This window comes from Phyllobacterium sp. SB3 (genome assembly GCF_040009165.1).
In the GTDB taxonomy this organism is placed as follows: Bacteria; Pseudomonadota; Alphaproteobacteria; order Rhizobiales; family Rhizobiaceae; genus Phyllobacterium.
This window is the reverse complement of record NZ_JBDYKI010000002.1, coordinates 345,817-368,982: the sequence shown is the minus strand read 5'-3', so window position 1 is coordinate 368,982 and position 23,166 is coordinate 345,817. Positions and strand designations below refer to the sequence as shown.

Genomic DNA, 23,166 nt, shown 5'->3' with positions numbered 1-23,166 from the left:
ATTGCAAGGATGATCAGACGCCGTATTGCGAATGTTTCATGCCCGCCGAGGTCAGCTGACAGGCATGAGTTATCGAGTTCAGATATTCGCGATCGTGACTGGATGATCAGACTTGCAGGCCGCCGGACACGTCAATGACGCCGCCGGTGATATAGCCTCCATGCGGCCCCGCCAGAAAGCATATGGTGCCCGACACTTCTTCAAGCGTGGCGATGCGGCGGATTGGGTGCAGGTCCATCACAGCATCAGGCAGTTTATCGGCTGCCTCTGCCGCCATGTCGGTTGGCATAATGCCGGGCTGGACGATGTTAACCGTGATATTGCGTCCGCCGAGATCGCGGGCAACACCCCTTGCATAGCCGGCGATAGCCGCCTTGGTTCCGGAATAATCGGCAACGCCGGTGAACGGAACGCGGCTGCCCAGGAGCGAGCCAATGAAGATGATACGCCCGCCATCGGTCAGCACCTGTGCTGCCGCGCGCGTCGTTGCTACCACACCCATGACATTGATTTGCCACTGGCGATCAAGATTGACCGTGTCGAGATCGGGATCGTCGACTGTCTTGCCCTGCACGGCAATCGCCGCATTATTGACGAGGATGTCGAGCTTGCCGAAATGCGCCAGCACTTTTTCCACAAGCGGCTTGGCTGCCGCCGTGTCAGCCTGATCGCTCTGGATCGCAATTGCGCGGACGCCCTTCGCCTTGAGTTTCTCAACCACTGCTTGGGCCTTCTCTGCCGACGCTACATAACTGATCGCAACATCAGCACCCTGGTCGGCTAATGCCTCGGCCGCAGCGGCACCAAGCCCGCGCGAGCCGCCGGTAACGAGGGCAACTTTACCCTTCAATATGTCAGACATGGGAATCCTTTCAACAACTCATTGGGACGCTGTCCACCTTCATCGGTGACGGCGCTATTTTAACGTAATGATCATTACGATAACGATTGTTATGAAATGTAGACACACGCTGTCAAGTGGTTTAATAATGGTCGTTACGAAAATATATGAGGTGAGATGATGGGCCGCCATCGCGAGTTTGACGTAGAGAAAGCACTGGATTCTGCGCTATGCGTTTTCTGGCGCAAGGGCTATGAAGGTGCTTCCTATGCAGACCTTACCGAAGCCACCGGCGTTGAAAGACCGGCGCTCTACTCTGCGTTTGGCAATAAAGAAGCTCTGTTCCGCCTGGCTCTGGCTCGCTACTACGACCGGTATCTGGATTACCTTCCACAGGCGCTACTGTTACCCACGGCACGCGAGGTTGCAGCGCATATTCTGTACAAAGCGATCGAGCTTAACACACGTTATCCCGAACATACGGGGTGTCTTGGTATCAATGGAGCCCTTGCCGGATCGGATGAGGCAGAACCTGTACGGCTGGCATTGATCGATGCCCGTGCAGCCGGTGAAAAACAGATACGTGACCGATTCGAACGGGCGATAGCCGATGGAGATCTGCCCCCTACTGCCAAATCCGACACTCTCGCGGCATTCCTGATGGCGGTTCTCCACGGCATGGCAGTGCAGGCAAAGGCAGGCTTCAGCCGCGACGTGCTGGAAGCCGTTGCCGAGCAAACGCTCGCCAGTTGGCCAGCCGCCAGATCTTCAGTCTAGCACATTCACTCTGAACACTAAGGTCCTAGCAAAGAAATGGTGCGTGGTTCGACAAGCTCACCATGAGGAAGGTGGTTTGCCTGCATGGGTAGCTGTGAGATGGCAGAACTATTTCCCTGCAATTCTCAAATTTCCTCATGGTGAGCTTGTCGAACCACGCATTGAATCAATACACATTCACTGCACTTCCTTTGCGCGCCGGTCCAGTTCGATAGCCTCTGTCCGTGTCAGGCCGATATCTTCGAGCATACGGTCGCTCATGCGTGCAAGCGGCGCGTCTTCAGGACGGACGGCACTCCCGGAAGCAAAGGTCGCGCGCACCTTGCCGATGAAGCGCTCCAGCAATCCAGCCTCGCCCTTGCCGTTTCCCCTGAACGAATAGCTTCGTCCGGAACGGTAGTTATGATCGATTTCTAGTAGACCAGTCGTCTCTGTATAAGCCATAATAAGCTCCTATGATTTTCGTGCCAGCAGGCCATCCAGCGTCATGGTGCTGAACCGCTGCAGCGGTTTGATGCTTCCCTCTGCCTTCATCCTGACCAGTGCGCCCTCATAGGCGTCGATCAGAAAAGCAGCAGTCTCATCCGGATCGAGATGTTCCGGTAAATCTCCGGCATCGCGCGCCTCGCGCAGCACCGATTTGAAATCTTCCTGCCAAGCAGTGAATGAGCGATGCAACTCCCGTTGGAGCACCTCGCTGTGGGCCGCAATGGACTGGGCCAAATTGCCCAGAAGGCAAGCACAGGCAGCCGGATCACCGCTGCTGTAGACTTCCTCGTAATAGTCGAAATAGTCCCGCAAACGCTGCAAGGGCGGTTTCGTTTTGTCTTCGTGCAAAAAACGCGTGCGCACCTTCTGGTTGTTGCCGCAATAGGTGGAGAGAACCGCCGAGGCGAACTCCTCCTTGCTTTCGAAGAAGTGATAGAACGAACCTTTCGGCACGCCCGCCGACTTGAGAATGGGGCCGATTCCGGCACCCTCATAACCATGGGACAGAAGCGCCTTCAGGCCTTCGTCAATCAAAACTGCTCGTGTGTCGATCTTGCTCATGGGTTGATAATAGACCAGTCGTCTAGTCAGTGCAAGACCTAAGTTGTTCTTTCAATAAAGGATAGCTTTCGGCTCAACCACAATGCGAAAAACGCAGCACTGGAAGGCCGCCCGCCTTCTCCTTGACATCGGATTGGCCCCTCCGTAATCGTGACTTTTTCAGGGGATGTATTGATGAATTTGTCACGCTCGACTTCACTTACCATTTTAACCGCTCTCGTCGGCTGCAGCACAATTCAGGACGATGTGAAACAGGATCGCACCAAGGTCACAGCGAGTTGCGAACGTCAGGTCAACGTATCGGCAGCAAAATTTAAAGAACACGCGATGTCCTACATGGGCGTATCAAAAGAGCAGCTTCCCGGCACTCTCTGCAATCGTTTGGCAGACGGTGTTGCAAGCGGACTCATCAATCAGAGTGACATAAACCAGCTTATAGCGACAGGTCAGCTCACAGCGAAGTTTCGGTTCCTCAAGAGGTGAAACCTCCATTTGAGACAAAATCGCCAACCCTGACTAAGGCTTATGCTTTAACGCGAGCACCATCTGGCTAATTATATCAACCTCAGGATAGCGAACCCGCCGTTCAGCCAAGCCTGTCCCATACCTGAATCAGCCCCACCAAATGGACCAGACCGAAGCCCAGACAAATCAACGAGCTGACCGTGATAAAGCGGCGGTTTCGCCCGGTTCCGGCGAGCACCAAAGGACCCGCCATAGCGCGCGCAAGATAGATGAATGTGATCGCGCAGAGTGCCAGGCGCAGGAATGGCAGGGGCTGGATCATCCCGGCGCCAGACAGCGCATAGGCCGCCCAGACCATCAGCACCAGAGCAATGCAAATGGTTATGATCGCGGGGTAGAGGCGACCAGCCTCGGCGGCACGAGCGAGCTTTTCTCCCGCCCCGAACAGCCGATACCAAGATGGACCGCCTATAATGACGGCAAGATGCGCCAAGGCCGCGATCATGCTCAACCCAGCGCCGACCAGCAATGCTAAATTATATCCGTCAGTCATTTCGTGATTCCCAGATGCTTGGTTTACACCAAAGGCTATGCATAAGCCGTCGTCACTTCCGGATGAAACATCTCTTTCGAGATTGACCCTAAGACATATCTGGCAAGAATACGGCATCAGCAAACGCATGATTGGCAGGGCATATGATCAAAGTGAACTTATCGCACTCGTTTCGCACGGATTTTGCCAGAAAATTGCTTGCCGTAACTGGCACCTTCTTTCTGATGCTGCTTTCCGGCCTTTCGATTGCCTCTGCCGAGACTGTGACCATTCCCGGCTACGCGCCTGAACTTGGTGTCGAGCATACCTATCGTTCAAAGAAGTCTGGCCTTACCGACATGTCGATGTGGTTCGACAATCCCGCGGCTGCGGGGCAGACCAATTATGGTGATTTTCGCCAACGTGTGACTATCACCAAAAACTCTACTGACAGTTTTCTGCAGCAATGGAAGCTCAGCGCTGACCTACCGCCGGACGCTAGTGGCCCACTTGAAATGAACAATATGTTCCGCAACACGCTCGCCGCCTATGGAGTGGAGCAGCTGGGCATTGAAACGGACCTGAACGGAAGTCCGATTGACCTCTTGGACAAGGACAGGATCATTGCCAATGTAAAGACAGTTGCGGCCAGTGGAGCGGCTGGCTCGGAGACAAGCGGGCTGGACGCAATTGTCCAGATGCTGGAGCAAAATCCGTTGGCAGTGATCGAAGCTATTGTGCCGGAAGCGGCCTATCTGTCGACGCCGCAATCTCATGAAAGCGGCACCTATGAGATCGGACAAAGCTGGGAGTTGGAGCAGGAAGAAAGCGTCAACGGCTTTATCGTCCCCGTTACTTCAACCTGGAAAGTGGAAGCGACAGATCCTGTAAGGCAGACTGCCACAATGAGCTGGAAGCAAATCAGCGATCCGGTGGCGCTCGCCAAAACTCAAGAGGTGACTGTTACCAAACTCATGGCGAGTTTCAGCGAACGGGTGAAAACTCTGACCAGTGAACAGCTCACCTATATGCGTAGCGCGAGCAAGACTCGCGATGGCAACGCCGTTATTTCTTTGCGGGATGGTACGGCAATTGAGTTGAATGAAGTTCTCACGGTTATTTCAGGTGGCGTGAAAATGGTATCAACTGTTCATATCATGCGTGAGGACTGACGCTTGCAGAAGGGTTGTGCGCCCTTCGACAAGCTCAGGATGAGGAAGGTAGGCGAGTTGCAGCAAGCGGCGGGCTTCAGCGATTGCCTGTTCCCGGCAGTCCGCTACTGCCTCATCATGAGCTTGTCGAAGGGGGCGCACAACACCAATGCCACTTTACTCTCCGAAAGGATTTTCCACCCTTGGCCAGATTTTCCGCGAAAGCTTGCGGTAGTCGGTCTTCTTTGGATTGGAAGGGTAAGGCGCGCCCGCGTCGATATAGATGATCTCGGAAGCCACAGGCACAAAACCCGCGTGGAAATGATTGGTGGATTTGACCAGCAATATATCCTTTGAAAGCGGATCGATGCCGAGGTTGGAGAAGATATCCGGTTCGAAAGTCTGGGTCCGGTTCGTGTTGAGTATCACGTCAATGCCCGTGCCTTCGAGGCGGATCAATGCCGCAGGTCCAAGCGTAACCCTGCTCTTACCAAAGCTTTGCCAGCCTTCGTCCACGGCCTTGACCACCTCGACACGCGCATCGATGGGTGCGCCGCCATCGGGCCCGGCCTTGCCGCCAAACCGCAGCTGAATGAGCGCGCCCTCGCCCGCTGCCAGACAGAACGTGACGGCGATCGGGTCCCAGATCGTGGCCACGGCGACATTGCCGATGCCGCGCTCGATAATGCTATGCAGGATCAGCGTTCCATCACCCGCCACGCCGCCACCGGGATTGTCCCAGACATCGGCAACAACCACAGGTTTACCCGGCCGCATGGCAACAATCGCCATGGTGGCGTCAAGTCCGGCTTCCGTATCAAGCATCGGCATGGCCGTTGTGCCACGCAATGCAAACAGTTCCATGCCAAGCTGTTTCGCCAGCGCCTCGCCCTTGGCTGGATCATTGTCCGTCACAACCATAAGCTGCGTTCCCAGTTCCGGCACATCACCGGCCATGAAGCCATGGATCAGCGAGACGGAAAGAACTCCATCCTTGCCGTGCAGGGCTTTCATGCGATCAACATAGGAGCGCATCGGCTCGCGGCTCGTCGGGTAGACACCAATCATGCGGCAATCGAAGGTTGAGATAACCGGCTTGATCTCGCCGCGCAATGTGCGCAAGGCAAGGTCGACCACATGCTCGCCGCGTTCGTAAAAATCCGTATGCGGGAATTCGAGAAATGCCGCAAGGATATCCGCATTGGCCACGCGCTTCTTTGTCAGATGGCTGTGCGGATCGAGTTCGGATGCAATGAGCACATCCGGCCCGACAAGATTGCGAATACGCTCCAGCAGATCGCCCTCGCAATCATCATAGCCCTGCGCAACCATGGCACCGTGCAGGCCGAGGATCACAGCATTGACAGGCAGTGCAGCCTTGAGTTGATCTATGATCTCATCGCGGAGGTCTTCGTAAGCCTTGCGTTGCAAAAGGCCACCGGGCTCCGCCCAGGTCGCCGTGCCTTCGATGAGTTCGAAATCTTCTTCCCGCGCGCGGCGACGCAGGACAACCATCGGCGCAGAACACAATGTCGGCGTGTCCGGATGCTCGCCGGGTCCGGCATAAAACGCCATCTCAAAACTGGCGCGATCTGTCGGCACAGGCGACGAAGTGTTGGTTTCGGTAGCGAAGGACGCGGTGAAAATGCGCATGTTATGCTTTCGTTTGATGTTCGTGGCAGTTCAATTGTGGTTATCTCCCCCATTGTGGGGGAGAAAGTGATTTCAGCAGCTTAGCTTTTGCTAAGTGCCGGAAATCACAAGAGAGGGGATTTGCCTCATTGAACTACCCCCTCACTTGGATTTTCCAAGGATTTAGCAAGAGTGGCTAAATCCTTGGAAAACCCTTTCTCTCCCACAAGGGGAGAGATAAAGGCGTCAGCGCTAAAGCGGCTTATAGGCCACTACTTCGATCTCGATTTTGATGTCGATCATCAGCCGGGATTCAATCGTGGTGCGGGCTGGCGGGTTCTGCGGGAAATAGGTGGCATAGGTCTTGTTGAACGCAGCAAATTCTCTTGCATCTTCCAGAATGGCGAGTGTCTTGACCACATCGGAAAGCTTGGCGCCGGCCAGAGCCAAGGCCGATTTGATATTCTCCATGACCTGTTTCGTTTGGGCCTCAATGCCGCCGGTAATCACCGTTCCGTCCGTACCAACTGGTACCTGACCGGAAATATAGATGAAGTCCCCTGCCCGCACTGCTGGCGACAATGGCACATGTGACTGGCCGAAATGCTGTTTTGTCATGGTCTGTTTCCTTTATTTTCTTAGCGCAATTTCCCGACGGAAAACCGCTGCACACTTTTCCTGGAATTGCTCATTTAACCGCGCCGATGGAAAGCCCGCGCACCAGATAGCGTTGCAGCCAGGCGAAAAGTATGGCGACCGGCACCGAAGCCACGAATGCGGCGGCCATAACATAGTGCCAGTCCACGGTATAGCGCCCGGCAACAAGCGAAAAGACGCGGATGGGTAGCGTATAGCTGCCCTCCGTGCGCAGCATAGTCAGGGCAATGACGAACTCGTTCCACGCATTGATGAAAGTAAAGATCGCCGTGACCACCATGGCCGGCACGGCCAGCGGCAGAAACACCGTGAAAAGCGTGCGCGTGCGGCTTGCGCCTTCCATCCATGCCGCTTCTTCCAGATCGCGCGGGATGGTGGAGAAATAGCTTTGCAGCATCCAGACACAGAAGGCGATATTGAACGCCGTATAGATGAGGACCAGCACGTTGAGACTGTCGATCATCCCCGCCCCGGCAACCAGCCGGAAAAGGCCGATAACCAGAACGATGGGCGAAAGCATCTGCGACACCAGCAGGAACTGGCGAAACGCATTGCGCCCGGCAAACTGATAGCGGCTGAGCGCATAAGCGGCGGGAATGGAGACCAGAATCGTCAGGGCGGTAGACATGCCGGAAACGTAAAGCGAGTTGGCGAGCGCCGGAGCAATACCCGAGGTGCGCCACATTTCAGGGAAGTTCTGCCAGTGCAACTCTTCCGGCCACCATGTCGGGTTGAGCACTTCCGTTGCGGATTTCAGCGAGCTGATGGCCATGACCGCATAGGGAAACAGGATCACCACGACAATCGGCGACAGGAACAGCCAGAACAGGATCGAACGTTTCAGCTTCTTGCTCATTGCTTTTCCTCCCGCATGGCGAGGCGCACATAGATGATGGTGAAGACGATGAGGATGGCGAACATGATGAGCGAGACGGCGGCAGCTTCGCCCAGCCTGCCCATGCGGAAGGCTGTCTTATAGAGGTATGTCACCAGAATATCAGTGGAGTTTGCCGGGCCGCCCTGTGTCGTTGCCCAGATGATGGGGAATGAATTGAACACATAGATCGTGTTAAGCACGAAGGCGATATTGATGAAGGGCTTGAGCAGAGGCAGCGTGATCAGGCGGAACTGGTCCCACCTACCCGCACCTTCGGTTGCGGCGGCCTCATAAAGGTCTTCCGGCACTGAGGACAGCCCTCCAAGGAAGATCGTTACGGTAAAGGGCACGGAAACCAGAATGCCGATCAGTATCTGCATCGGAAAAGCAGTCGATGCTTCCGCCAGCCATTGAATATTGGTGTTGATGATGCCGAGATCACGCAGGGCAGAATTCAGCATGCCGCTTTCGCCATTCAGCGCCCAGCGCCAGACAATCGCCGTCATGGTCAGAGAAATCGCCCAAGGCAACATGATGAGGATGCGGGCAATACCGCGACCGTAGAAATCCTCATTGAGAATAAGCGCAATCGGCACGGAGATAATCAGCGTTCCAATAACGACGGCAGCAGTCCAGAGCAAGGTACGCCATGTCGCGGCAACGAAATCCGCATTGGCGAAAAGACTGCGGAAATGTTCAAGGCCGATGAACTCCCTCAACATGCCAAAACGGTTCACATCGTGCAAAGAGAGCGAGACAATTTCCTTCAGCGGCCACAGGATAATAGCGGCAGCCAGAAGGAAGCTCGGCAGGATGAGAAAATAGGGGACTGTAGCCCTTTGCATCGATGGAATTACCTTTGGTTCTTAATACGCCAAGCGAACATGCCGGTTATCTCTCCCCTTGTGGGAGAGAAAGGGTTTTCCTGGGTTTAGCCTCTTTGCTAAATCCTTGGAAAATCCAAGTGAGGGGGTAGTCAATGAAGCAAATCCCCTCTCTTGTGATTTCTAGCACTTAGCAAGGGCTAAGATGCTGAAATCGCTATCTCCCCACAAAGGGGGAGATAGCGGAGCCTGGATTTGGCTTGGCCTACTTCAACGTTTCATTGATCTTGGCGGCAGCTTCTTTCAGCGTTGGCTCGATCTCGCCATGACCCAGATAAATCTTCTGGATGGCGTTCGACGTTGTCTGGGCAATGTCTTCCCAGCCCGGAATAACCGGCGCAAAACGCGCGTCAGGCAACAGGCTCGTAAACACCTTCAGATCGGCATTATCGGCGAAGTAAGGGTCTTTGGCTTCTTCAGCATTAACGGGCAGGAAGCCTTCGATCTTGTCGAACTTCGTGCGCTGCTCCGTGGTGAACAGGAAATCGAGGAACTTCCAGGCAGCTTCCTTGTTCTTGGAATTCTCGAACAGCACGATCGAGTCGGTCACGCCATAAGTGCCCTTGCCGCCGTCAGGGCCAGCGGGGATAGGTGCAACGCCATAATTGAGGTTTGGCGCCTCGGCCTTGATCTGGCCTGAGAGGAACGGCGCTGTGATGACTGTCGCAACCTTGCCCTGCTTGAACAGGTTCTGCACGTCTTCACGGCTATAGGAGGTGATGCCGGGCTGTGTCAGGCCGCCATCAATGAAGCTCTTATAAAGCGTTGCCGTATCGATTGCCGCCTTGGAGTCGAGGCCGGACTTACCATCGTTTACAATCTCGCCGCCATTGGCCCAAAGGCCATAATAGAAATAGACGTCGGTTTCTATTTCCTTGCCCTGCAAGCCAAAACCATAGGTCTCGGTGCCAAGCGCCTTGATCTTTTCGGCAGTGGTCTTGAAGTCCGCCCATGTGGCTGGCGGCGTATCAACACCAGCCTTGGCGAAGATGTCCTTGTTATAATACATGGCGCGGGCGGAAGCAGCGATAGGCAGGCCGTAAACCTTGCCATCCATGACCGATGGCGTCAGGAATGTATCGATGAAGCGCGCCTTGAAATCAGGCGTGATGTTTTCGTCGAGCGGAGAAATAATGCCTTCCTTGACGTAATCCAGCAGCCAGCGCGTGCCAATAATCGACAGGTCGGCATTGGCACCGGCGGAAATATCCGTTGTCAGTTTTTGCTGCAGGCTATCCCACGGCACAACTTCGATCTGGATCTTCGTATCGGGATTTGCTGCTTCGAACGCTTTGGCAGCTTCCTCGAAATATGGACCTGTCCCCTTACTGTACTCAGCAATGGTAACGCGCACTGTATCCGCCAGCGCCCCGCTTGAAAATGCGAGAAGGCTTAGGCCAGCCAGCAGGCTTATTTTTTTGAAGGTCATAATGTTCCCCTTGTTAAACGCCGCTGTTCTCCCATTGGCGTAAATTTGAACCCTTCACCATCATTCTATGTAATTTAATTTCATGCAAGCCAAAAAATGAGAGATTATGACAGTTTAATGTTGCTTTTTTTCACACGGCGTTCTTAATGAAACTGCGGGAACATTTCAAATAAGGTCAGCATAATGACTTCAGAGACATTGCAAAGGGTACTGGGTTTGCGTGGCAAACAAGTGCTCATCACCGGCGCCGGAGGCGGCATCGGTCAAGCGCTTATCGAGACATTCAATGCAGCCGGTGCCGTAGTATCGGGCGCGGACCAGAGCGCCGATCTGCTTTCGGGGCTTCCCCTCGCCAGCGGCCTTGTGTTCAACATCAATGACAAGGCGCAGACGGGCAGCGCAATCAGCAAATTCATTGCGGATCACGGTACGCCGGATGTTCTGATCAACAATGCAGGCTTCACGCGCGGCGAAATCCTCGATCAGGTCGATGGCAATGTATGGGAGCGTGAAATCGCAACCAATCTGAACGGCGCATTTCATGTGACCGCACCTATTGTCGAGGCAATGGCTGCAAATGGCGGCGGCAGCGTGGTGTTTATCTCCTCCGTCAATGCGCTCAATCATTATGGCAACCCGGCCTATTCCGCCGCGAAAGCCGGCATGATCGCCTATATGAAGGCGCTCGCCGTGGAGAAGGGCCGTTACGGCATCCGCTCCAATGCTGTTTGTCCTGGCTCGGTGCGTACACCGGCATGGGACCACCGTCTGGAAAAGCAGCCGGAGCTTCTGTCGAAGGTTCTGCCGCACTATCCGCTCGGCCGCCTTGTCACGCCCGGCGAAGTGGCTCAGGCCGCCTTCTTCCTCAGCTCTGCTTCTGCATCCGGAATTACAGGCGCGACGCTGACCGTGGATGCAGGTCTGACAGCGGGCAATCTCTATTTCATCAATGACGTGCTCGCCGGAGACAAGTGACATGGCCGGACTTCAGATTAAGCAACTGGTTAAATCCTACGGCGCAATGGACATCCTGCATGGCATCGATCTTGATGTGCGCGACGGTGAGTTTCTCGTGCTCATCGGACCCTCAGGCTGCGGGAAATCGACACTGCTGCGCATGATTGCAGGACTGGAGGAAATTTCCTCCGGCGAATTATGGATCGGAGACCGGCTGTCGAATGAACTTCCACCGCAACAGCGTAATATCTCGATGGTGTTTCAAAGTTACGCGCTGTTTCCGCATATGAATGTGCGCAAGAATATCGGCTTCGGGCCGAAAATCCGCCGCGAGACATCGGCTTCTATCGATGCAAAGGTTGGCAAGGCAGCGGAAACGCTCAACCTGCACGATTATCTGGATCGTGTGCCGCGCCAGCTTTCCGGCGGACAACGCCAGCGCGTTGCCATGGGTCGTACCATCGTACGCGAACCGGACCTTTTCCTGTTTGACGAGCCGCTTTCGAACCTTGATGCCAAGTTGCGCGTGCAGATGCGTACAGAGCTGAAGGCGCTGCATCAGCAATTGAAGACGACTATGGTTTACGTTACCCACGACCAGATCGAGGCGATGACCATGGCAGACCGTATCGTTGTCATGAATGGCGGACGTATCGAGCAGTCCGGTTCGCCGCTGGAACTCTACGACAGTCCGGCCAATAAATTTGTTGCGGGTTTCCTCGGATCACCAGCCATGACCTTCATTCCCGGCATATTGGAACGCGGTGATGGTGCTCCCAAAATGCGCACCGCCGATGGTGTCATAATACCGGCCGGCGACACGACAGCGGCATCGGGTCAGCCCATCGAGATCGGTATCCGTCCGGAGCATTATCGTCTCGCGCCTGATGGCCATGGCTTCGGTTATAATGTCGAGGTCGTTGAGCCGACCGGTTCAGAAACGCATCTGTTCGGGACGATTTCCGGTGTCGGTGTGCGTTGTGTCTTCCGCGACCGGCTGTCACCTGAACCCGGCACCCGATTGTCATTGACGGTCGACCCGGCAAGAGTGCATGTCTTTGATGCCAAAACCGGCAACCGGATCTGACCAACAATGGCGCCACCGCATTTTGACATCGTTGCAAGATTGAGGGAGGTTGCCGATACCGGCAAACATTCCGACAGCCAGGTTGCAGCGGCGATCCTGTCGGATGCGGATTTTGCTACGCACGCCCCCATCAACAAACTGGCGGAAAAGGCTGGCGTAAGCGAGCCGACGATCACGCGTTTCTGCCGTATGCTCGGCTTTGAAGGTACCCGCGATTTCAAGGTAAGGCTGGCACAATCACTGGCAATTGCCGGGCGTTTCATCACACCTGGCCCTGCACAGGATGATAATGGCAGTGGTGTGACGTCGATCATCGCGCGCAGTGCCATCGATGCCATCGAAACAGTGTGCAATCTGATCAACAGGGACGATCTGGAACTTGCGGCCTCCTATGTCGCACAGGCCGGAATGGTGCGGGCCTATGGTTCGGGCGGATCGTCATCCATGGCTGCGACGGAGATGGAAAACCGGCTGTTCCGGCTTGGGATCGCCGCCTCATCGCATATTGATGGCGAGATGCAGCAGATGACAGCTGCAACCAGCAACAATGATACCGTGATTATCGCCTATTCGCTATCGGGGGAAATCAAGCCGCTGATCGAAGCGGTAACGATTGCCCGGCGCTACGGCGCAAGAACCATCGCCTTCACTGCCCCCGGCACGAAGCTGGCAGCGGCAGCGGAATTGGTGATGCCTCTTCACATTGATGAGGGCACCAATGTCTACCGCCCCTCGCCTGCCCGCTATGCGTTGCTCGCATTGACCGACATGCTGGCAATGAACGTTGCCGAAAAGATCGGCGCGCCTGCCATCGAACGGATGCGCCGCATCAAGAACCTGCAAGCCATGCACGCCAACAACGCGACAACCCTGCCACTCGGAGACTGAGATTGAAGCTGAACGACATTGATACACCCGCTGTTCTCATCGACATTGACCGGGCCGAGGCAAACCTGAAAAAATTCCAGACCTACGCCGACAATCACTCCCTGACTGTCCGCCCGCATGTAAAGACGCACAAGCTGCCGCGTTTTGCCAAAAGAGCTGTTGAACTTGGCGCAATAGGAATTACCTGCCAGAAACTTGGCGAAGCGGAAGTGATGGCCGATGCGGGGCTGACCGATATCTTTGTTCCCTACAACATCATCGGCAAGGCAAAACTCGAGCGCCTGGCAAATCTCAATGAGCGCATCACGATCAGCGTTACTGCCGACAGTGAAGTGACGATATGCGGCTATGCAGAGGCTTTTGCCGGGCGGCACAAGCCGCTGACTGTTCTGGTTGAATGCGATACGGGCATGGGCCGCTGCGGCGTCCAGTCTCCGGAGGAAGCGGTTGCACTTGCCAAGCTGATTGACGCATCAAAGGGGCTCGTTTTCGCCGGCTTCGTGACGTATCCGCAAACCGGAGCTGTTGAAGCAAACGAGGCATTTCTTGCAAAAGCCGAAACGCTGGCGATTGCAGCCGGACTGGACCCGCGTATAATTTCGAACGGCGGTTCTCCGGATATGTGGCGGGCGCATGAGGTCAAAAGCGCCACGGAACACCGGCCTGGCACCTATATCTATATGGACCGGTTTCAGGTGGCCAAAGGCGCCGGAACGTGGGACGACTGCGCACTCACCGTTCTTGCTACTGTGGTAAGCCGCCCAACTGAAAACCGCGCCATTGTCGATGCGGGATCAAAGGTTTTGTCGAGCGATACTTTCGGCATGGAAGGGTTTGGACGGGTCGTGGAATATCCCGATGCGATCATATCGTCTCTGAGCGAAGAGCACGGCACAATCGACCTTTCTTCGTCAAAGAATAAACCGGAGATCGGTGACCGCATCCGCATCATTCCCAACCATGCCTGTGTGGTTTCGAATCTCTTCGATAGCGTTATTCTTATTTCGGATGACACTGTTGTAGAGGTCGCGCCGGTCGCAGCGCGAGGTCGTGTGGATTAACGCTCTTTGCTGTTCGTGGAAACATGGTTGCGCTACAGTCGATACGTGGTTCGACAGGTTCTACGGAAATTATATAAAATCAAATAGATACGAATAAGTGGGGCGTTTTAGTTCGCAGAAAATCATTATGTTTTCCATGAGTTCGACGCGATTGAGACTGCTGGAAAGGATTGTGCGGCGTTACAGTTCACCTTCGTATGCTTCTGCTATCGCCCGAGCTTCTCGCGGGCTGAAAGGTGCTTGAGCATCAACCAGATCCAATCTCAGGTTCTATTATGCTGTAACTGCCTTCAAACACACTGATGCACATGGAAAGGGCGACCTTCCGGCCGCCTTACCAATAGTGATAAGAGCATTCGAACTAATAGCGACGATATACCCTTGGGTGTTTAGTTGGTCCGGAAGTCCCGCGATCCTGTTGGCTACGCAGCATAGGCAGGTTACGCACTCGCCTATCCCGATGATCCCAACGCTTTTTGCGATCTCTACGATTTTCAGCATGTTTCCTGCGCTCTTTGCGCTGCTCGAAGCGATGCTTTTTGTTATGCCGAATTTCAACGGTATTTGAGGATAGCGGGGCGATCTGGACAGTGACCGGCGCTGCAAGAGCTGAACCAAAGGACGAAAGGCCCATGAAGGCTGCCAACCCAGCTGCGGTAAATGACGAAACAATCTTGTTCATGATTTCTCCTATCAAAGTAATAAAGGGCAAGCTGCTCTTTGGTTCCTTAACGGAGAATGAATAGCTCTTTTAGTTCCTCACGAAAAGCTTGTGATACACAACCGTCGCGACGGGCGGGACTGGCGCATAAAGCCGAAGCCAACGCTGCTCACATCGTCAAATGCGTCAATGCTCGCGACGATCGGCTTAAAGCTCTTAAGTTGGCCGATGAATGGCTTTCCTGCGTGGAAGGAGACATACGCAACGGACAAAACTTCAAACGAGATCGGGCGTCAATCCTCACTGCCATCGCCAAAACAGAGGGGCCCAATCATGACGCAGACAGCGATAGAAGCGCAAGTTGCCGCTCTACAGACACAGGAGGTTAAGAGCGCAGACAAGGCTTGGGATGATCTGGTCAATAAGGATGATCGCACATCGCCAGAAGCGTATCGCCATATGGCTCTGATCACTCGCGACGAACTGGCGGAATACATCAGCGATACTTCTATCGGCTCATCCCTCATGCTACAGAGCGTTGAGCCGGTGGCGCTATCGCCGGAGTGAAATGTACGATCCGGTAATGGGTAAACATGGTGAGGATAATTGGCAATACTTAAGAGTCCATCCAGAACCGGACTCCCTTGCCGACCCCACACCTTCCTCATGGCGAGCATCCTGAGCCTGTCGAAGGGCGAACCACGCACAACGCTGTTGCGAAATGACAACTCACTTTTTCCTGAGACGGATTTAACTGACAACCTCAGCTGCAAACATTGCCGCATTCTCGTCGTACCGTGCCATGAATACCTGCTCGTCGCTCGATTTGCCGAACCATGGCCCCCGGCCAGAAGTACAGCCGCATTCTATGAGTGGCTCGATAATGGCGTGATTATCAATGCCTACGGCTATCCTTTCCATGCCCAGTTTCCGCGCAAGTTCACACGCCGCCTCGAGAATGATCCGTTCAACACCCGGCTGCTCGATACCGCGATAGACATCCGGCCCGATCATCATTCCGTCATACTGCAAGGCAGTGACGCCGTTAATCGTGGAATGCGCCATGGTGAACTGGTCGATTGTCAGAGAAAAGCCGAGTCTGCGCAAGTTGCGCATAACCCTGAAAATATGCTGTTCCTCAAGCATCGCCATATTCTGCGTGATTATGAAATTCACTTCCGGAGCCATGACTTTCCATTCCGCCTGCAACTCTGTTACCCGTTCTATGAACAACGGGTCCATGAGCTGGGCAAATGAAAGTTTAACACTAATCAGCAATCTCTTGCCCGGACTACGAAGCTTGAAACGATGCAGGAACTCGAACGCGCGCGACATGACGAAAAGTCCGAGATGCCGTATTGAACCGTTTCGTTCCAGTATTGGAATAAACGTGTGGGATCTGATCTCGCCGAACTCCGGATGATGCCAGACAGCACTCGCCTGCGCTTCAAATATCCGGCCCGTCCGAAGCTCTACAATCGGCTGATATTCGACCGCAAACTCACCGCGCGCAATAGCCTGCGTGATGTCGCCGCCGAAATCCAGAACTGCCCGCAAATCCTGAATGAGGGCAGGGTTATACCAAACGGCATCTTCGCTTTGCGTTTCCTCGGCATAGTGCAAGGCACCGTTTGCCCGGCGCAAAAGACAGTCAAATATTTCTGTCTGGCCATGCTTCGAGGATACGGAACCGGCAACATTGGGCAGAATACGAATACCATTGTCTTCGTATGGCAATCGCATCGCTGCGAGCACCTGCTGCATGCGGGCAATGTCGGTGCCCTCTTCGGACTGAAAAATACAAGCGATCCGGTTGTTGTTGAGACATCCGACCACGCCGCCTTCGAACATTGTCCGAGCCGTGTTTATCCTGTTGACGAGCAATCGCGTCAAAACAGCATCGCCAAATATGCCGGCTATCCGGTCACCATTGCAAACCTTGACAAGTATCAGGTCGATTTGACCTTGCCTGGTGCTCGCAAGATCGAATGCTCTCGCCAACCCTGCCCGATTGAAAAACCCGGTGACCGGATCATGACAGGCGAGAAATTCAAGTCTTGTCTGATTGCGGTGCAGAACAGAACGCATTTGTTCAATGACAGATGCCAGCAGACCAATTTCTCTGATACCCGTTGAAATGGCGATCGGCGTATCGAGCTTCAGATCGCCGACATCAGTCACTGCCCGCGAGAGCTTCATCAATGGTTTGACGACAAAGCTGGCGGCCAAAGCTGTCAGGGCAATGCTTATCAGAAGTCCGGCGATGCAAACTGCCGTGTAGTACCAGTCCCAGGCCACTTGCGCCGCGAGTTCCTGACCAAGCGTCACGACCACGCGCCAGCCCTTCAGGCCATATTGATCCAGAGAGACTGCATTGCGGAGTGGCATTGCGATTATTTTCGGGTCCTGCTGGATAGTGAACTGACCATGCGAAACGGACAATTTTTCTCCAGACGGTGTGAAAATGGCAATTTCGTGCACTGTTTCACCGGTCGCCCCTTGCAGGAACGTGGCGATACGGTTGATGCACATATCCATTGTCAAAACACCCAAGGGCTTGCGATCCGGGCCATCAATGCGCAGCACCCGGCTCATGCTCCAGACACTGCCCTGAGTGGCAGCGCACAGATCACTGGTGTTGGTCGCTATATAGGGTGCACTCCAAAAGGGCGCCTTGCTGATCGTGCCACCTTGATACCAGCCCCTGGCAAACAGGCTATGGTCTTCCTCAATCACCAACCCTGGTTCTGTAATCACGAGCCGTGATGGATTATTCAGTTCAGTTTTGACAACACCTTTGAAATCCCGATCGGTTTCCTGAGTTCTGTAAATACCGAACAGATGGCCATTCGCGCCCCCGAAACGAAGAACTGACACCTGTGGCGGGACTCTCACCGGAACAGCCCGTTCTGTGCTCAGCATATTGAATACGCAGTCCGGCGTTTTGCAACCGGCAGCCTTGATCCGCCTTGAAAGGTTATCGCCATAGTGTTGGAGCGATGTCACGAGAGTGTCAAGCTGATTGGCCAGATCTCGCGCCAGAAACTCTGCTGTTCTTTTGGCATAGGTCGTTGTCAGATCCGCGCGTTGGGTTTGCAGGATCAAACCGAAACCCAGAAACAGCACGATCAAAAGCATTAGAAGCGGAAGACCTATAACCGCAACGACAGGAATGCCAAAAAGATACTCATGTGTTGTATCTTGTGGACTGCGAGATTCCGTTTCCATATTATCCATGGAACTTTCCAAAAAAAATCACACAATATCGATAATAAAATTGTCCCCGGGCAATCTCGGCGCAGTGAATTTTTACTTTGATACATGCCTGACGGCATAGGAAATCTATAAAGTCTTGGTATTAATACTTTGGAGAACTGCCCGTTCTTATCGAAATCTCGTGCATGCTACAATAAATTCAGACATTCACATCTAGCAAAAGTTGCCTCTGCAACATTGATACAACCGGCTACAATCCAGTCGTTTCAGTATACATGGGTAGACTGTACAACGCATAATTGCAACAGTTTTTCCTTTAGCGATCACATCCTGGAATATCTCGCTCCCGCGCCCTTGTCAAAACTGAAATATTAGAATATTTATATTTCAAATCCTTTGGGAGGAGGTAAATTTTGAAGGCTCTGAAGCCCGTATCCACACTGTTTGCAGCTCGCTGTCGAAGCGACGACAGCTTTCAATGGTAGATCATCCCATCATAACTTCCGAGCGCAAGCGGGACCGGGCCCACCCGCTTGCTTCGTCTCATCCGGACTATGTCCAGCAGCGTGCGGCCACGCCCCGCGCCGCAACCCATATTTACAGGCAGCTTCTCGACGACATTATTTCACTGCGCCGCAAGCCGATGGAACCCATTCTCGAAAAGGAAATCGCCGCGCAATTTGGCGTCAGCCGTACGCCTGTGCACCAGGCAGTTTTACGGCTGGCCGATGACGGATTGATCGATATTTTCCCGCAATCGGGCACCTTTGTTTCACGCATTCCGCGCCGGGCGCTTTATGAAGCGATCCTCATTCGCAAATCGCTCGAAGAAACCACAGTCAAGCTGGCCGCCGAGCAAGCCGATGGCGCTGATATCGCCCGGCTTGAGCGCACGATTGCTGAACTTGTGGCTGCGGAAATCTCCGGTGACAATGAACGCTTCCATGCTGCGGATACGGATTTTCACCTCTCGATCAACTCGATTGCCGGATTTCCCGGCATCTGGAATGTGATCCAGCAGGTCAAGATGCAGATCGACCGTTACCGTCGACTGACGCTGCCGCTGAGCGGACGGCTGACGCGGGTTATCGGCGAACATGAAGCCATTCTCGACGGAATACGACGGCACAATATTGCTCATGCAACCGAGGCCATGGGCTTCCACCTTGGCCAGATGCTGAGTGAGGTCAAGGATACGGCGAATGTCGATCCGGCATTTTTTATCGATGACTACTGACCGCCTGCAGCGCGGCAAAACACAGACATGCAAGGATTTGAAATGAAGATCGAAGTGAGACAGGTTTGCCATCCGGATGCGGTACGCAATTTCGACACCGATGAACTGCGCGATCATTTCCTGCTGGAAAACATGTTCGAGGCCAATGAGATCACCCTCACCTACAGCCATATCGACCGGCTGATCATCGGTGGCGCGGTGCCTGTCTCCAAGCCCCTGACGTTGACGGCACCAACACCTGTCGGTCAGGATTTCTTTCTCGCGCAACGTGAGCTTGGTGTGTTCAACATTGGCGGGGCCGGACGTGTCTCCCTTGATGGCGCGGCCCATGACCTTGCAACCCGTGATTGCCTTTATGTTGGCAAAGGCGTGGTCAACGTGGTCTTCGAGAGTGTCGATACCGCAAACCCGGCAAAGTTCTATCTGCTCTCAACACCTGCTCATGCTGCCCATCCAAGCGTGCTGATCAAGCCCGAACAGGCCAATAAACTGATACTGGGCGACCAGCTGACTGCCAACAAACGCACACTGTTCCAATATATCCACCCGGATGTCTGCGAGAGCTGCCAGCTTGTCATGGGCATGACACAGCTTGAGCCCGGCAATATGTGGAATACCATGCCGTGTCATACCCATGACCGGCGTTCCGAAGCCTATCTGTACTTCGATCTCGCAAGCGACACGCGCGTCTTTCACATGATGGGCGAGCCTACCCAGACCCGCCATATGGTCGTTGCAAATGAACAGGCGATCCTTTCCCCCGGTTGGTCGATCCATGCCGGCGTGGGCACGGCAAATTATGCCTTCATCTGGGCGATGGGCGGCGACAACAAGAGCTTCACTGACATGGACCACGTACCGATGAGTGTGCTGCGATGAGCAATCCTTTCGATCTTCACGGGCAGGTGGCGATTGTCACCGGAGCCAATACCGGCATTGGTCAGGGGATCGCCCTCGCTCTGGCGCAAGCCGGAGCATCCATTGCTGCCGTCGGGCGCTCATCAATGGATGAAACCCGCCATCTGGTTGAAGCGGCAGGTACGCGCTTCGTCGAAATCAAGGCCGATCTTGGTACCATAAAGCCAGTCGGTACAATTATCGCGGAAACGCTCAAATCATTGGGACGGCTGGATATTCTCGTCAACAATGCGGGGATAATCCGGCGCAATGATGCCATTGATTTCACCGAAGAGGATTGGGATGCGGTCATTGATACCAATCTCAAATCTGCGTTCTTCCTGTCCCAGGCCGCAGGGCGGCACATGATCGGGATGAGTCGCGGCAAGATCATCAACATCGCCTCGCTTCTGTCATTTCAGGGTGGCATCCGGATTCCATCCTATACGGCTTCGAAAAGCGGCCTTGCCGGCATCACGCGGTTGCTGGCATGCGAATGGGCGGCACAGGGCGTCAACGTCAATGCCATCGCGCCGGGCTATTTCGTCACCAACAACACCACTGCCCTGCGGGAAGATCAGGACCGCAGCGCCCAAATTCTGGTGCGTATTCCGGCGGCCCGTTGGGGTGAACCGTCCGATATTGGCGGTGCAGCGGTTTTCCTGGCTTCCAAAGCCTCCGACTATGTACACGGAACGGTTCTGCCTGTTGACGGCGGTTGGCTCGCACGATGAACCAGCACCGAAACCGCAAACCAGCAATAGGTAAGCTATGAGTTACCAATTCGATTTTGCTGCCCTTGTACCCTATTGGCGGGATTTCATCGCCGGAGCAATCACCACAATCGAAATGACTGTGGTTGCGGTAGCAATCGGGCTGGTTATTGGCGTGCTTTGTGCTGTAGCGCGTCGCAGCGCCTATGCGTGGCTTCGCCTGATTGTCGGCATCTATATCGAGATCGTGCGCAACACGCCTTTCATCGTGCAGATCTTCTTCATTTTCTTCGGCCTGTCCTCCATTGGCATCACCATGCCGGTGTTCTTTGCCGCCGTTTTCGCCATGGTCATCAATGTCGGAGCCTATACGGCGGAGATCGTGCGGGCCGGAATGGAGGCCGTGCATCCAAGCCAGATCGAGGCTGCGGAAGCGCTTGGCCTTTCGCGCTTTCAGATTTACCGCGACATCATCCTCATGCCGGCCATCGAACGGGTCTATCCCGCGCTGACGAGCCAGTTCATCCTGATGATGCTGTCAACATCGATTACATCACAGATTTCGGCAGAAGAACTGACCGGTGTTGCCAACAACATCCAGTCCTACACTTTCCGCTCGTTTGAAACCTACATCGTCATCGCCCTGCTCTATCTCGCAATCACCTATCTGTTGCGTGCGGGTTTCCATCTCATCGCGCTCGGCATTTTCCCGCGCCGCCGCCGTCTCGGCACACCCTTGTGAGGATGAGAACATGACCGGCGGTTTCACCACAAATCATCTTGTCTATTTGCTTAACGGCCTGCTTTGGACAGTTATCCTTTCGGCGCTTGCCTTCCTGCTTGGCGGTGTTGCCGGTTTTTTTGTCATGCTGGCACGCACCTCGACCATGCGCTGGCTACGGCGGGTTTCGCTTTTCTATGTCCAGTTCATTCAGGGCATGCCGCTGCTGATCCTCATGTTCGTCATCTATTTCGGCCTTGGCGTTGTCGGTATCGAAGTTCCACCGCTTGCGGCTGCCGGTCTCGGCATGATGATCTATTCCAGCGCTTATCTAGGCGAAATCTGGCGCGGCTGCGTCGAGTCCGTGCCGCGTACGCAGTTTGAAGCGGCGGAATGCCTTGCCCTCACCCGCTGGCAGACGTTGAAAGATGTCATCCTGCCGCAAGCGCTTCGCATCGCGACCCCGCCTACCGTCGGTTTCATGGTGCAGCTCATCAAGAATACGTCGCTCGCTTCAGTTGTCGGCTTTGTCGAACTGACACGCGCAGCACAGGTTATCAACAATTCGCTTTTCCAGCCGTTTCTCGTCTTCGGCATAGCAGCCGCATTCTACTTTTGCGTGTGCTACCCGCTTTCGGTCTGGAGCCGTTCGCTTGAGAGGAAATTAAATGTCGGCCGCCGTTAAGCTCAATGAAGTCATCAAACGCTTCGGCAATATCGAGGTGCTCAAAGGTGTCTCCTTCGAGATCGAAGCCGGTGAAGTCGTGGCGCTGATAGGGCAATCGGGTTCCGGCAAGAGCACGGCGCTGCGCTGCATCAACCGGCTTGAAACCATACAGGGCGGGACAATCGAAGTCTGCGGCCGTCAGGTGGATTCGCCCAGCCTCGATATTCGCGCACTCCGGCAGGATGTCGGCATGGTCTTCCAGAGTTACAATCTGTTTCCGCATATGAATGTTGCCGAAAACATCATGCTGGCGCTACGCCGCGTCAAAAGCATCGGGCGCAGCGAAGCCATGGAAACTGCAAAGGCCGTGCTTTCGAAAGTAGGTCTGCTGCAGAAGATCGATGCCTATCCGGAGCAACTGTCCGGGGGACAGCAACAACGCGTGGCGATTGCCCGCTCACTGGCCATGCAACCGAAAGTCATGCTCTTCGATGAGGTGACATCTGCGCTCGATCCGCAGCTGACCGGCGAAGTCCTGCGCGTCATGGAAGATCTCGCCAAAGGTGGCATGACCATGATCGTCGTCACCCACGAAATGGCTTTTGCCCGCAAAGTGGCCAATCGCGTCATCTACATGAATACCGGCCGGGTCTGGGAGACCGGGACGGGAGAAATGCTCGTTCGCCCGCAAACCCAGGAACTGAAAGATTTTCTGGCGAACGATCTCTGACAAAACCAACCTCATAATCAAAAACGGGAGAGAGAA

The 23,166-nt window shown here is 54.4% G+C and carries 25 protein-coding genes; 14 read left to right on the top strand and 11 right to left on the bottom strand.

Annotated elements, in window-relative coordinates:
* Nucleotides 1-106 precede the first annotated feature (106 nt).
* Nucleotides 107-862, bottom strand: a complete 756-nt coding sequence (locus tag ABKW30_RS08245; protein WP_348598217.1) for an SDR family oxidoreductase — start codon at nt 860-862, stop codon at nt 107-109.
* A gap of 159 nt (nt 863-1,021) precedes the next feature.
* Between ABKW30_RS08245 and ABKW30_RS08240 the strand changes: the two genes are divergently transcribed.
* On the top strand, nt 1,022-1,618 hold the full coding sequence (locus ABKW30_RS08240) for a TetR/AcrR family transcriptional regulator (RefSeq protein ID WP_348598982.1): 597 nt from the start codon (nt 1,022-1,024) through the stop codon (nt 1,616-1,618).
* 177 nt (nt 1,619-1,795) lie between these two features.
* On the opposite strand, the gene ABKW30_RS08235 is transcribed toward ABKW30_RS08240, so the two are convergent.
* Together ABKW30_RS08235 and ABKW30_RS08230 are read right to left on the bottom strand one after the other, a co-directional pair.
* A complete protein-coding gene (locus tag ABKW30_RS08235; RefSeq protein ID WP_348598215.1) occupies nt 1,796-2,062 on the bottom strand; it encodes a DUF1127 domain-containing protein in 267 nt (88 codons plus the stop codon).
* Between the two features lie 9 nt (nt 2,063-2,071).
* A complete protein-coding gene (locus tag ABKW30_RS08230; RefSeq protein WP_348598213.1) occupies nt 2,072-2,641 on the bottom strand; it encodes a TetR family transcriptional regulator C-terminal domain-containing protein in 570 nt (189 codons plus the stop codon).
* Between the two features lie 201 nt (nt 2,642-2,842).
* Between ABKW30_RS08230 and ABKW30_RS08225 the strand changes: the two genes are divergently transcribed.
* Nucleotides 2,843-3,151, top strand: coding sequence for a hypothetical protein (locus ABKW30_RS08225; RefSeq protein WP_348598211.1), 309 nt, complete (start codon nt 2,843-2,845; stop codon nt 3,149-3,151).
* A 103-nt stretch (nt 3,152-3,254) separates the two neighbouring features.
* On the opposite strand, the gene ABKW30_RS08220 is transcribed toward ABKW30_RS08225, so the two are convergent.
* Nucleotides 3,255-3,686 carry a hypothetical protein gene (locus ABKW30_RS08220; RefSeq protein WP_348598210.1) on the bottom strand — a complete coding sequence of 144 codons (432 nt, stop codon included), beginning with the start codon at nt 3,684-3,686 and terminating at the stop codon, nt 3,255-3,257.
* A 143-nt stretch (nt 3,687-3,829) separates the two neighbouring features.
* Here ABKW30_RS08220 and ABKW30_RS08215 point away from each other — a divergent pair, with 143 nt between their 5' ends.
* Entirely contained in the window at nt 3,830-4,837 is a 1,008-nt protein-coding gene (locus ABKW30_RS08215) for a hypothetical protein (RefSeq protein WP_348598208.1), read from the top strand.
* A gap of 156 nt (nt 4,838-4,993) precedes the next feature.
* On the opposite strand, the gene ABKW30_RS08210 is transcribed toward ABKW30_RS08215, so the two are convergent.
* The 5 genes from ABKW30_RS08210 to ABKW30_RS08190 all read right to left on the bottom strand — a co-directional run bounded on the left by ABKW30_RS08210 (nt 4,994) and on the right by ABKW30_RS08190 (nt 10,295).
* The gene (locus tag ABKW30_RS08210; RefSeq protein WP_348598206.1) at nt 4,994-6,469 is read right to left on the bottom strand and encodes a M81 family metallopeptidase; all 1,476 of its coding nucleotides are present in this window, start codon (nt 6,467-6,469) and stop codon (nt 4,994-4,996) included.
* A gap of 231 nt (nt 6,470-6,700) precedes the next feature.
* Nucleotides 6,701-7,066: a RidA family protein gene (locus ABKW30_RS08205; protein ID WP_348598204.1), complete on the bottom strand. Its 366-nt coding sequence runs from the start codon at nt 7,064-7,066 to the stop codon at nt 6,701-6,703.
* 70 nt (nt 7,067-7,136) lie between these two features.
* Nucleotides 7,137-7,961, bottom strand: a complete 825-nt coding sequence (locus tag ABKW30_RS08200; RefSeq protein ID WP_348598203.1) for a carbohydrate ABC transporter permease — start codon at nt 7,959-7,961, stop codon at nt 7,137-7,139.
* The gene (locus tag ABKW30_RS08195; protein WP_348598201.1) at nt 7,958-8,827 is read right to left on the bottom strand and encodes a sugar ABC transporter permease; all 870 of its coding nucleotides are present in this window, start codon (nt 8,825-8,827) and stop codon (nt 7,958-7,960) included. Before ABKW30_RS08195 ends, ABKW30_RS08200 begins: the two co-directional genes overlap by 4 nt.
* A 244-nt stretch (nt 8,828-9,071) precedes the next feature.
* The gene (locus ABKW30_RS08190) at nt 9,072-10,295 is read right to left on the bottom strand and encodes a sugar ABC transporter substrate-binding protein (RefSeq protein WP_348598199.1); all 1,224 of its coding nucleotides are present in this window, start codon (nt 10,293-10,295) and stop codon (nt 9,072-9,074) included.
* Between the two features lie 183 nt (nt 10,296-10,478).
* Between ABKW30_RS08190 and ABKW30_RS08185 the strand changes: the two genes are divergently transcribed.
* Genes ABKW30_RS08185 through ABKW30_RS08170 form a run of 4 tightly spaced genes read left to right on the top strand, consistent with a single transcriptional unit; the run spans nt 10,479 to nt 14,288 of the window.
* Nucleotides 10,479-11,270: an SDR family oxidoreductase gene (locus tag ABKW30_RS08185; protein WP_348598197.1), complete on the top strand. Its 792-nt coding sequence runs from the start codon at nt 10,479-10,481 to the stop codon at nt 11,268-11,270.
* A 1-nt stretch (nt 11,271) separates the two neighbouring features.
* Nucleotides 11,272-12,339, top strand: coding sequence for a sn-glycerol-3-phosphate ABC transporter ATP-binding protein UgpC (gene ugpC / locus ABKW30_RS08180; protein ID WP_348598196.1), 1,068 nt, complete (start codon nt 11,272-11,274; stop codon nt 12,337-12,339).
* A gap of 6 nt (nt 12,340-12,345) precedes the next feature.
* A complete protein-coding gene (locus ABKW30_RS08175) occupies nt 12,346-13,227 on the top strand; it encodes a MurR/RpiR family transcriptional regulator (RefSeq protein WP_348598194.1) in 882 nt (293 codons plus the stop codon).
* Between the two features lie 2 nt (nt 13,228-13,229).
* Entirely contained in the window at nt 13,230-14,288 is a 1,059-nt protein-coding gene (locus tag ABKW30_RS08170; RefSeq protein ID WP_348598192.1) for a D-TA family PLP-dependent enzyme, read from the top strand.
* 361 nt (nt 14,289-14,649) lie between these two features.
* Here the strand turns inward: ABKW30_RS08170 and ABKW30_RS08165 are convergent, their stop codons facing one another.
* Complete coding sequence (locus ABKW30_RS08165; RefSeq protein WP_348598190.1) at nt 14,650-14,970, bottom strand: hypothetical protein; 321 nt, start codon at nt 14,968-14,970, stop codon at nt 14,650-14,652.
* Between the two features lie 312 nt (nt 14,971-15,282).
* On the opposite strand from ABKW30_RS08165, the gene ABKW30_RS08160 reads away from it, so the two are divergent.
* The gene (locus ABKW30_RS08160; RefSeq protein WP_348598189.1) at nt 15,283-15,516 is read left to right on the top strand and encodes a hypothetical protein; all 234 of its coding nucleotides are present in this window, start codon (nt 15,283-15,285) and stop codon (nt 15,514-15,516) included.
* A 183-nt stretch (nt 15,517-15,699) separates the two neighbouring features.
* On the opposite strand, the gene ABKW30_RS08155 is transcribed toward ABKW30_RS08160, so the two are convergent.
* Complete coding sequence (locus ABKW30_RS08155) at nt 15,700-18,186, bottom strand: EAL domain-containing protein (RefSeq protein WP_348598187.1); 2,487 nt, start codon at nt 18,184-18,186, stop codon at nt 15,700-15,702.
* A 457-nt stretch (nt 18,187-18,643) separates the two neighbouring features.
* On the opposite strand from ABKW30_RS08155, the gene ABKW30_RS08150 reads away from it, so the two are divergent.
* The 6 genes from ABKW30_RS08150 to ABKW30_RS08125 are packed head-to-tail and all read left to right on the top strand — an operon-like array spanning nt 18,644 to nt 23,130.
* Complete coding sequence (locus ABKW30_RS08150) at nt 18,644-19,402, top strand: GntR family transcriptional regulator (protein WP_348598186.1); 759 nt, start codon at nt 18,644-18,646, stop codon at nt 19,400-19,402.
* Nucleotides 19,403-19,444: 42 nt separating this feature from the next.
* Entirely contained in the window at nt 19,445-20,281 is an 837-nt protein-coding gene (gene kduI, locus ABKW30_RS08145; RefSeq protein WP_348598184.1) for a 5-dehydro-4-deoxy-D-glucuronate isomerase, read from the top strand.
* Nucleotides 20,278-21,033, top strand: coding sequence for a 2-dehydro-3-deoxy-D-gluconate 5-dehydrogenase KduD (gene kduD / locus ABKW30_RS08140; protein ID WP_348598182.1), 756 nt, complete (start codon nt 20,278-20,280; stop codon nt 21,031-21,033). The genes kduI and kduD overlap by 4 nt, the downstream gene beginning before the upstream one ends.
* A 37-nt stretch (nt 21,034-21,070) precedes the next feature.
* Entirely contained in the window at nt 21,071-21,754 is a 684-nt protein-coding gene (locus ABKW30_RS08135) for an amino acid ABC transporter permease (protein WP_348598180.1), read from the top strand.
* 10 nt (nt 21,755-21,764) lie between these two features.
* Nucleotides 21,765-22,418: an amino acid ABC transporter permease gene (locus tag ABKW30_RS08130; protein WP_008126197.1), complete on the top strand. Its 654-nt coding sequence runs from the start codon at nt 21,765-21,767 to the stop codon at nt 22,416-22,418.
* Nucleotides 22,402-23,130 carry an amino acid ABC transporter ATP-binding protein gene (locus ABKW30_RS08125; protein ID WP_348598178.1) on the top strand — a complete coding sequence of 243 codons (729 nt, stop codon included), beginning with the start codon at nt 22,402-22,404 and terminating at the stop codon, nt 23,128-23,130. Before ABKW30_RS08130 ends, ABKW30_RS08125 begins: the two co-directional genes overlap by 17 nt.
* The last annotated feature ends 36 nt before the right edge of the window (nt 23,131-23,166 follow it).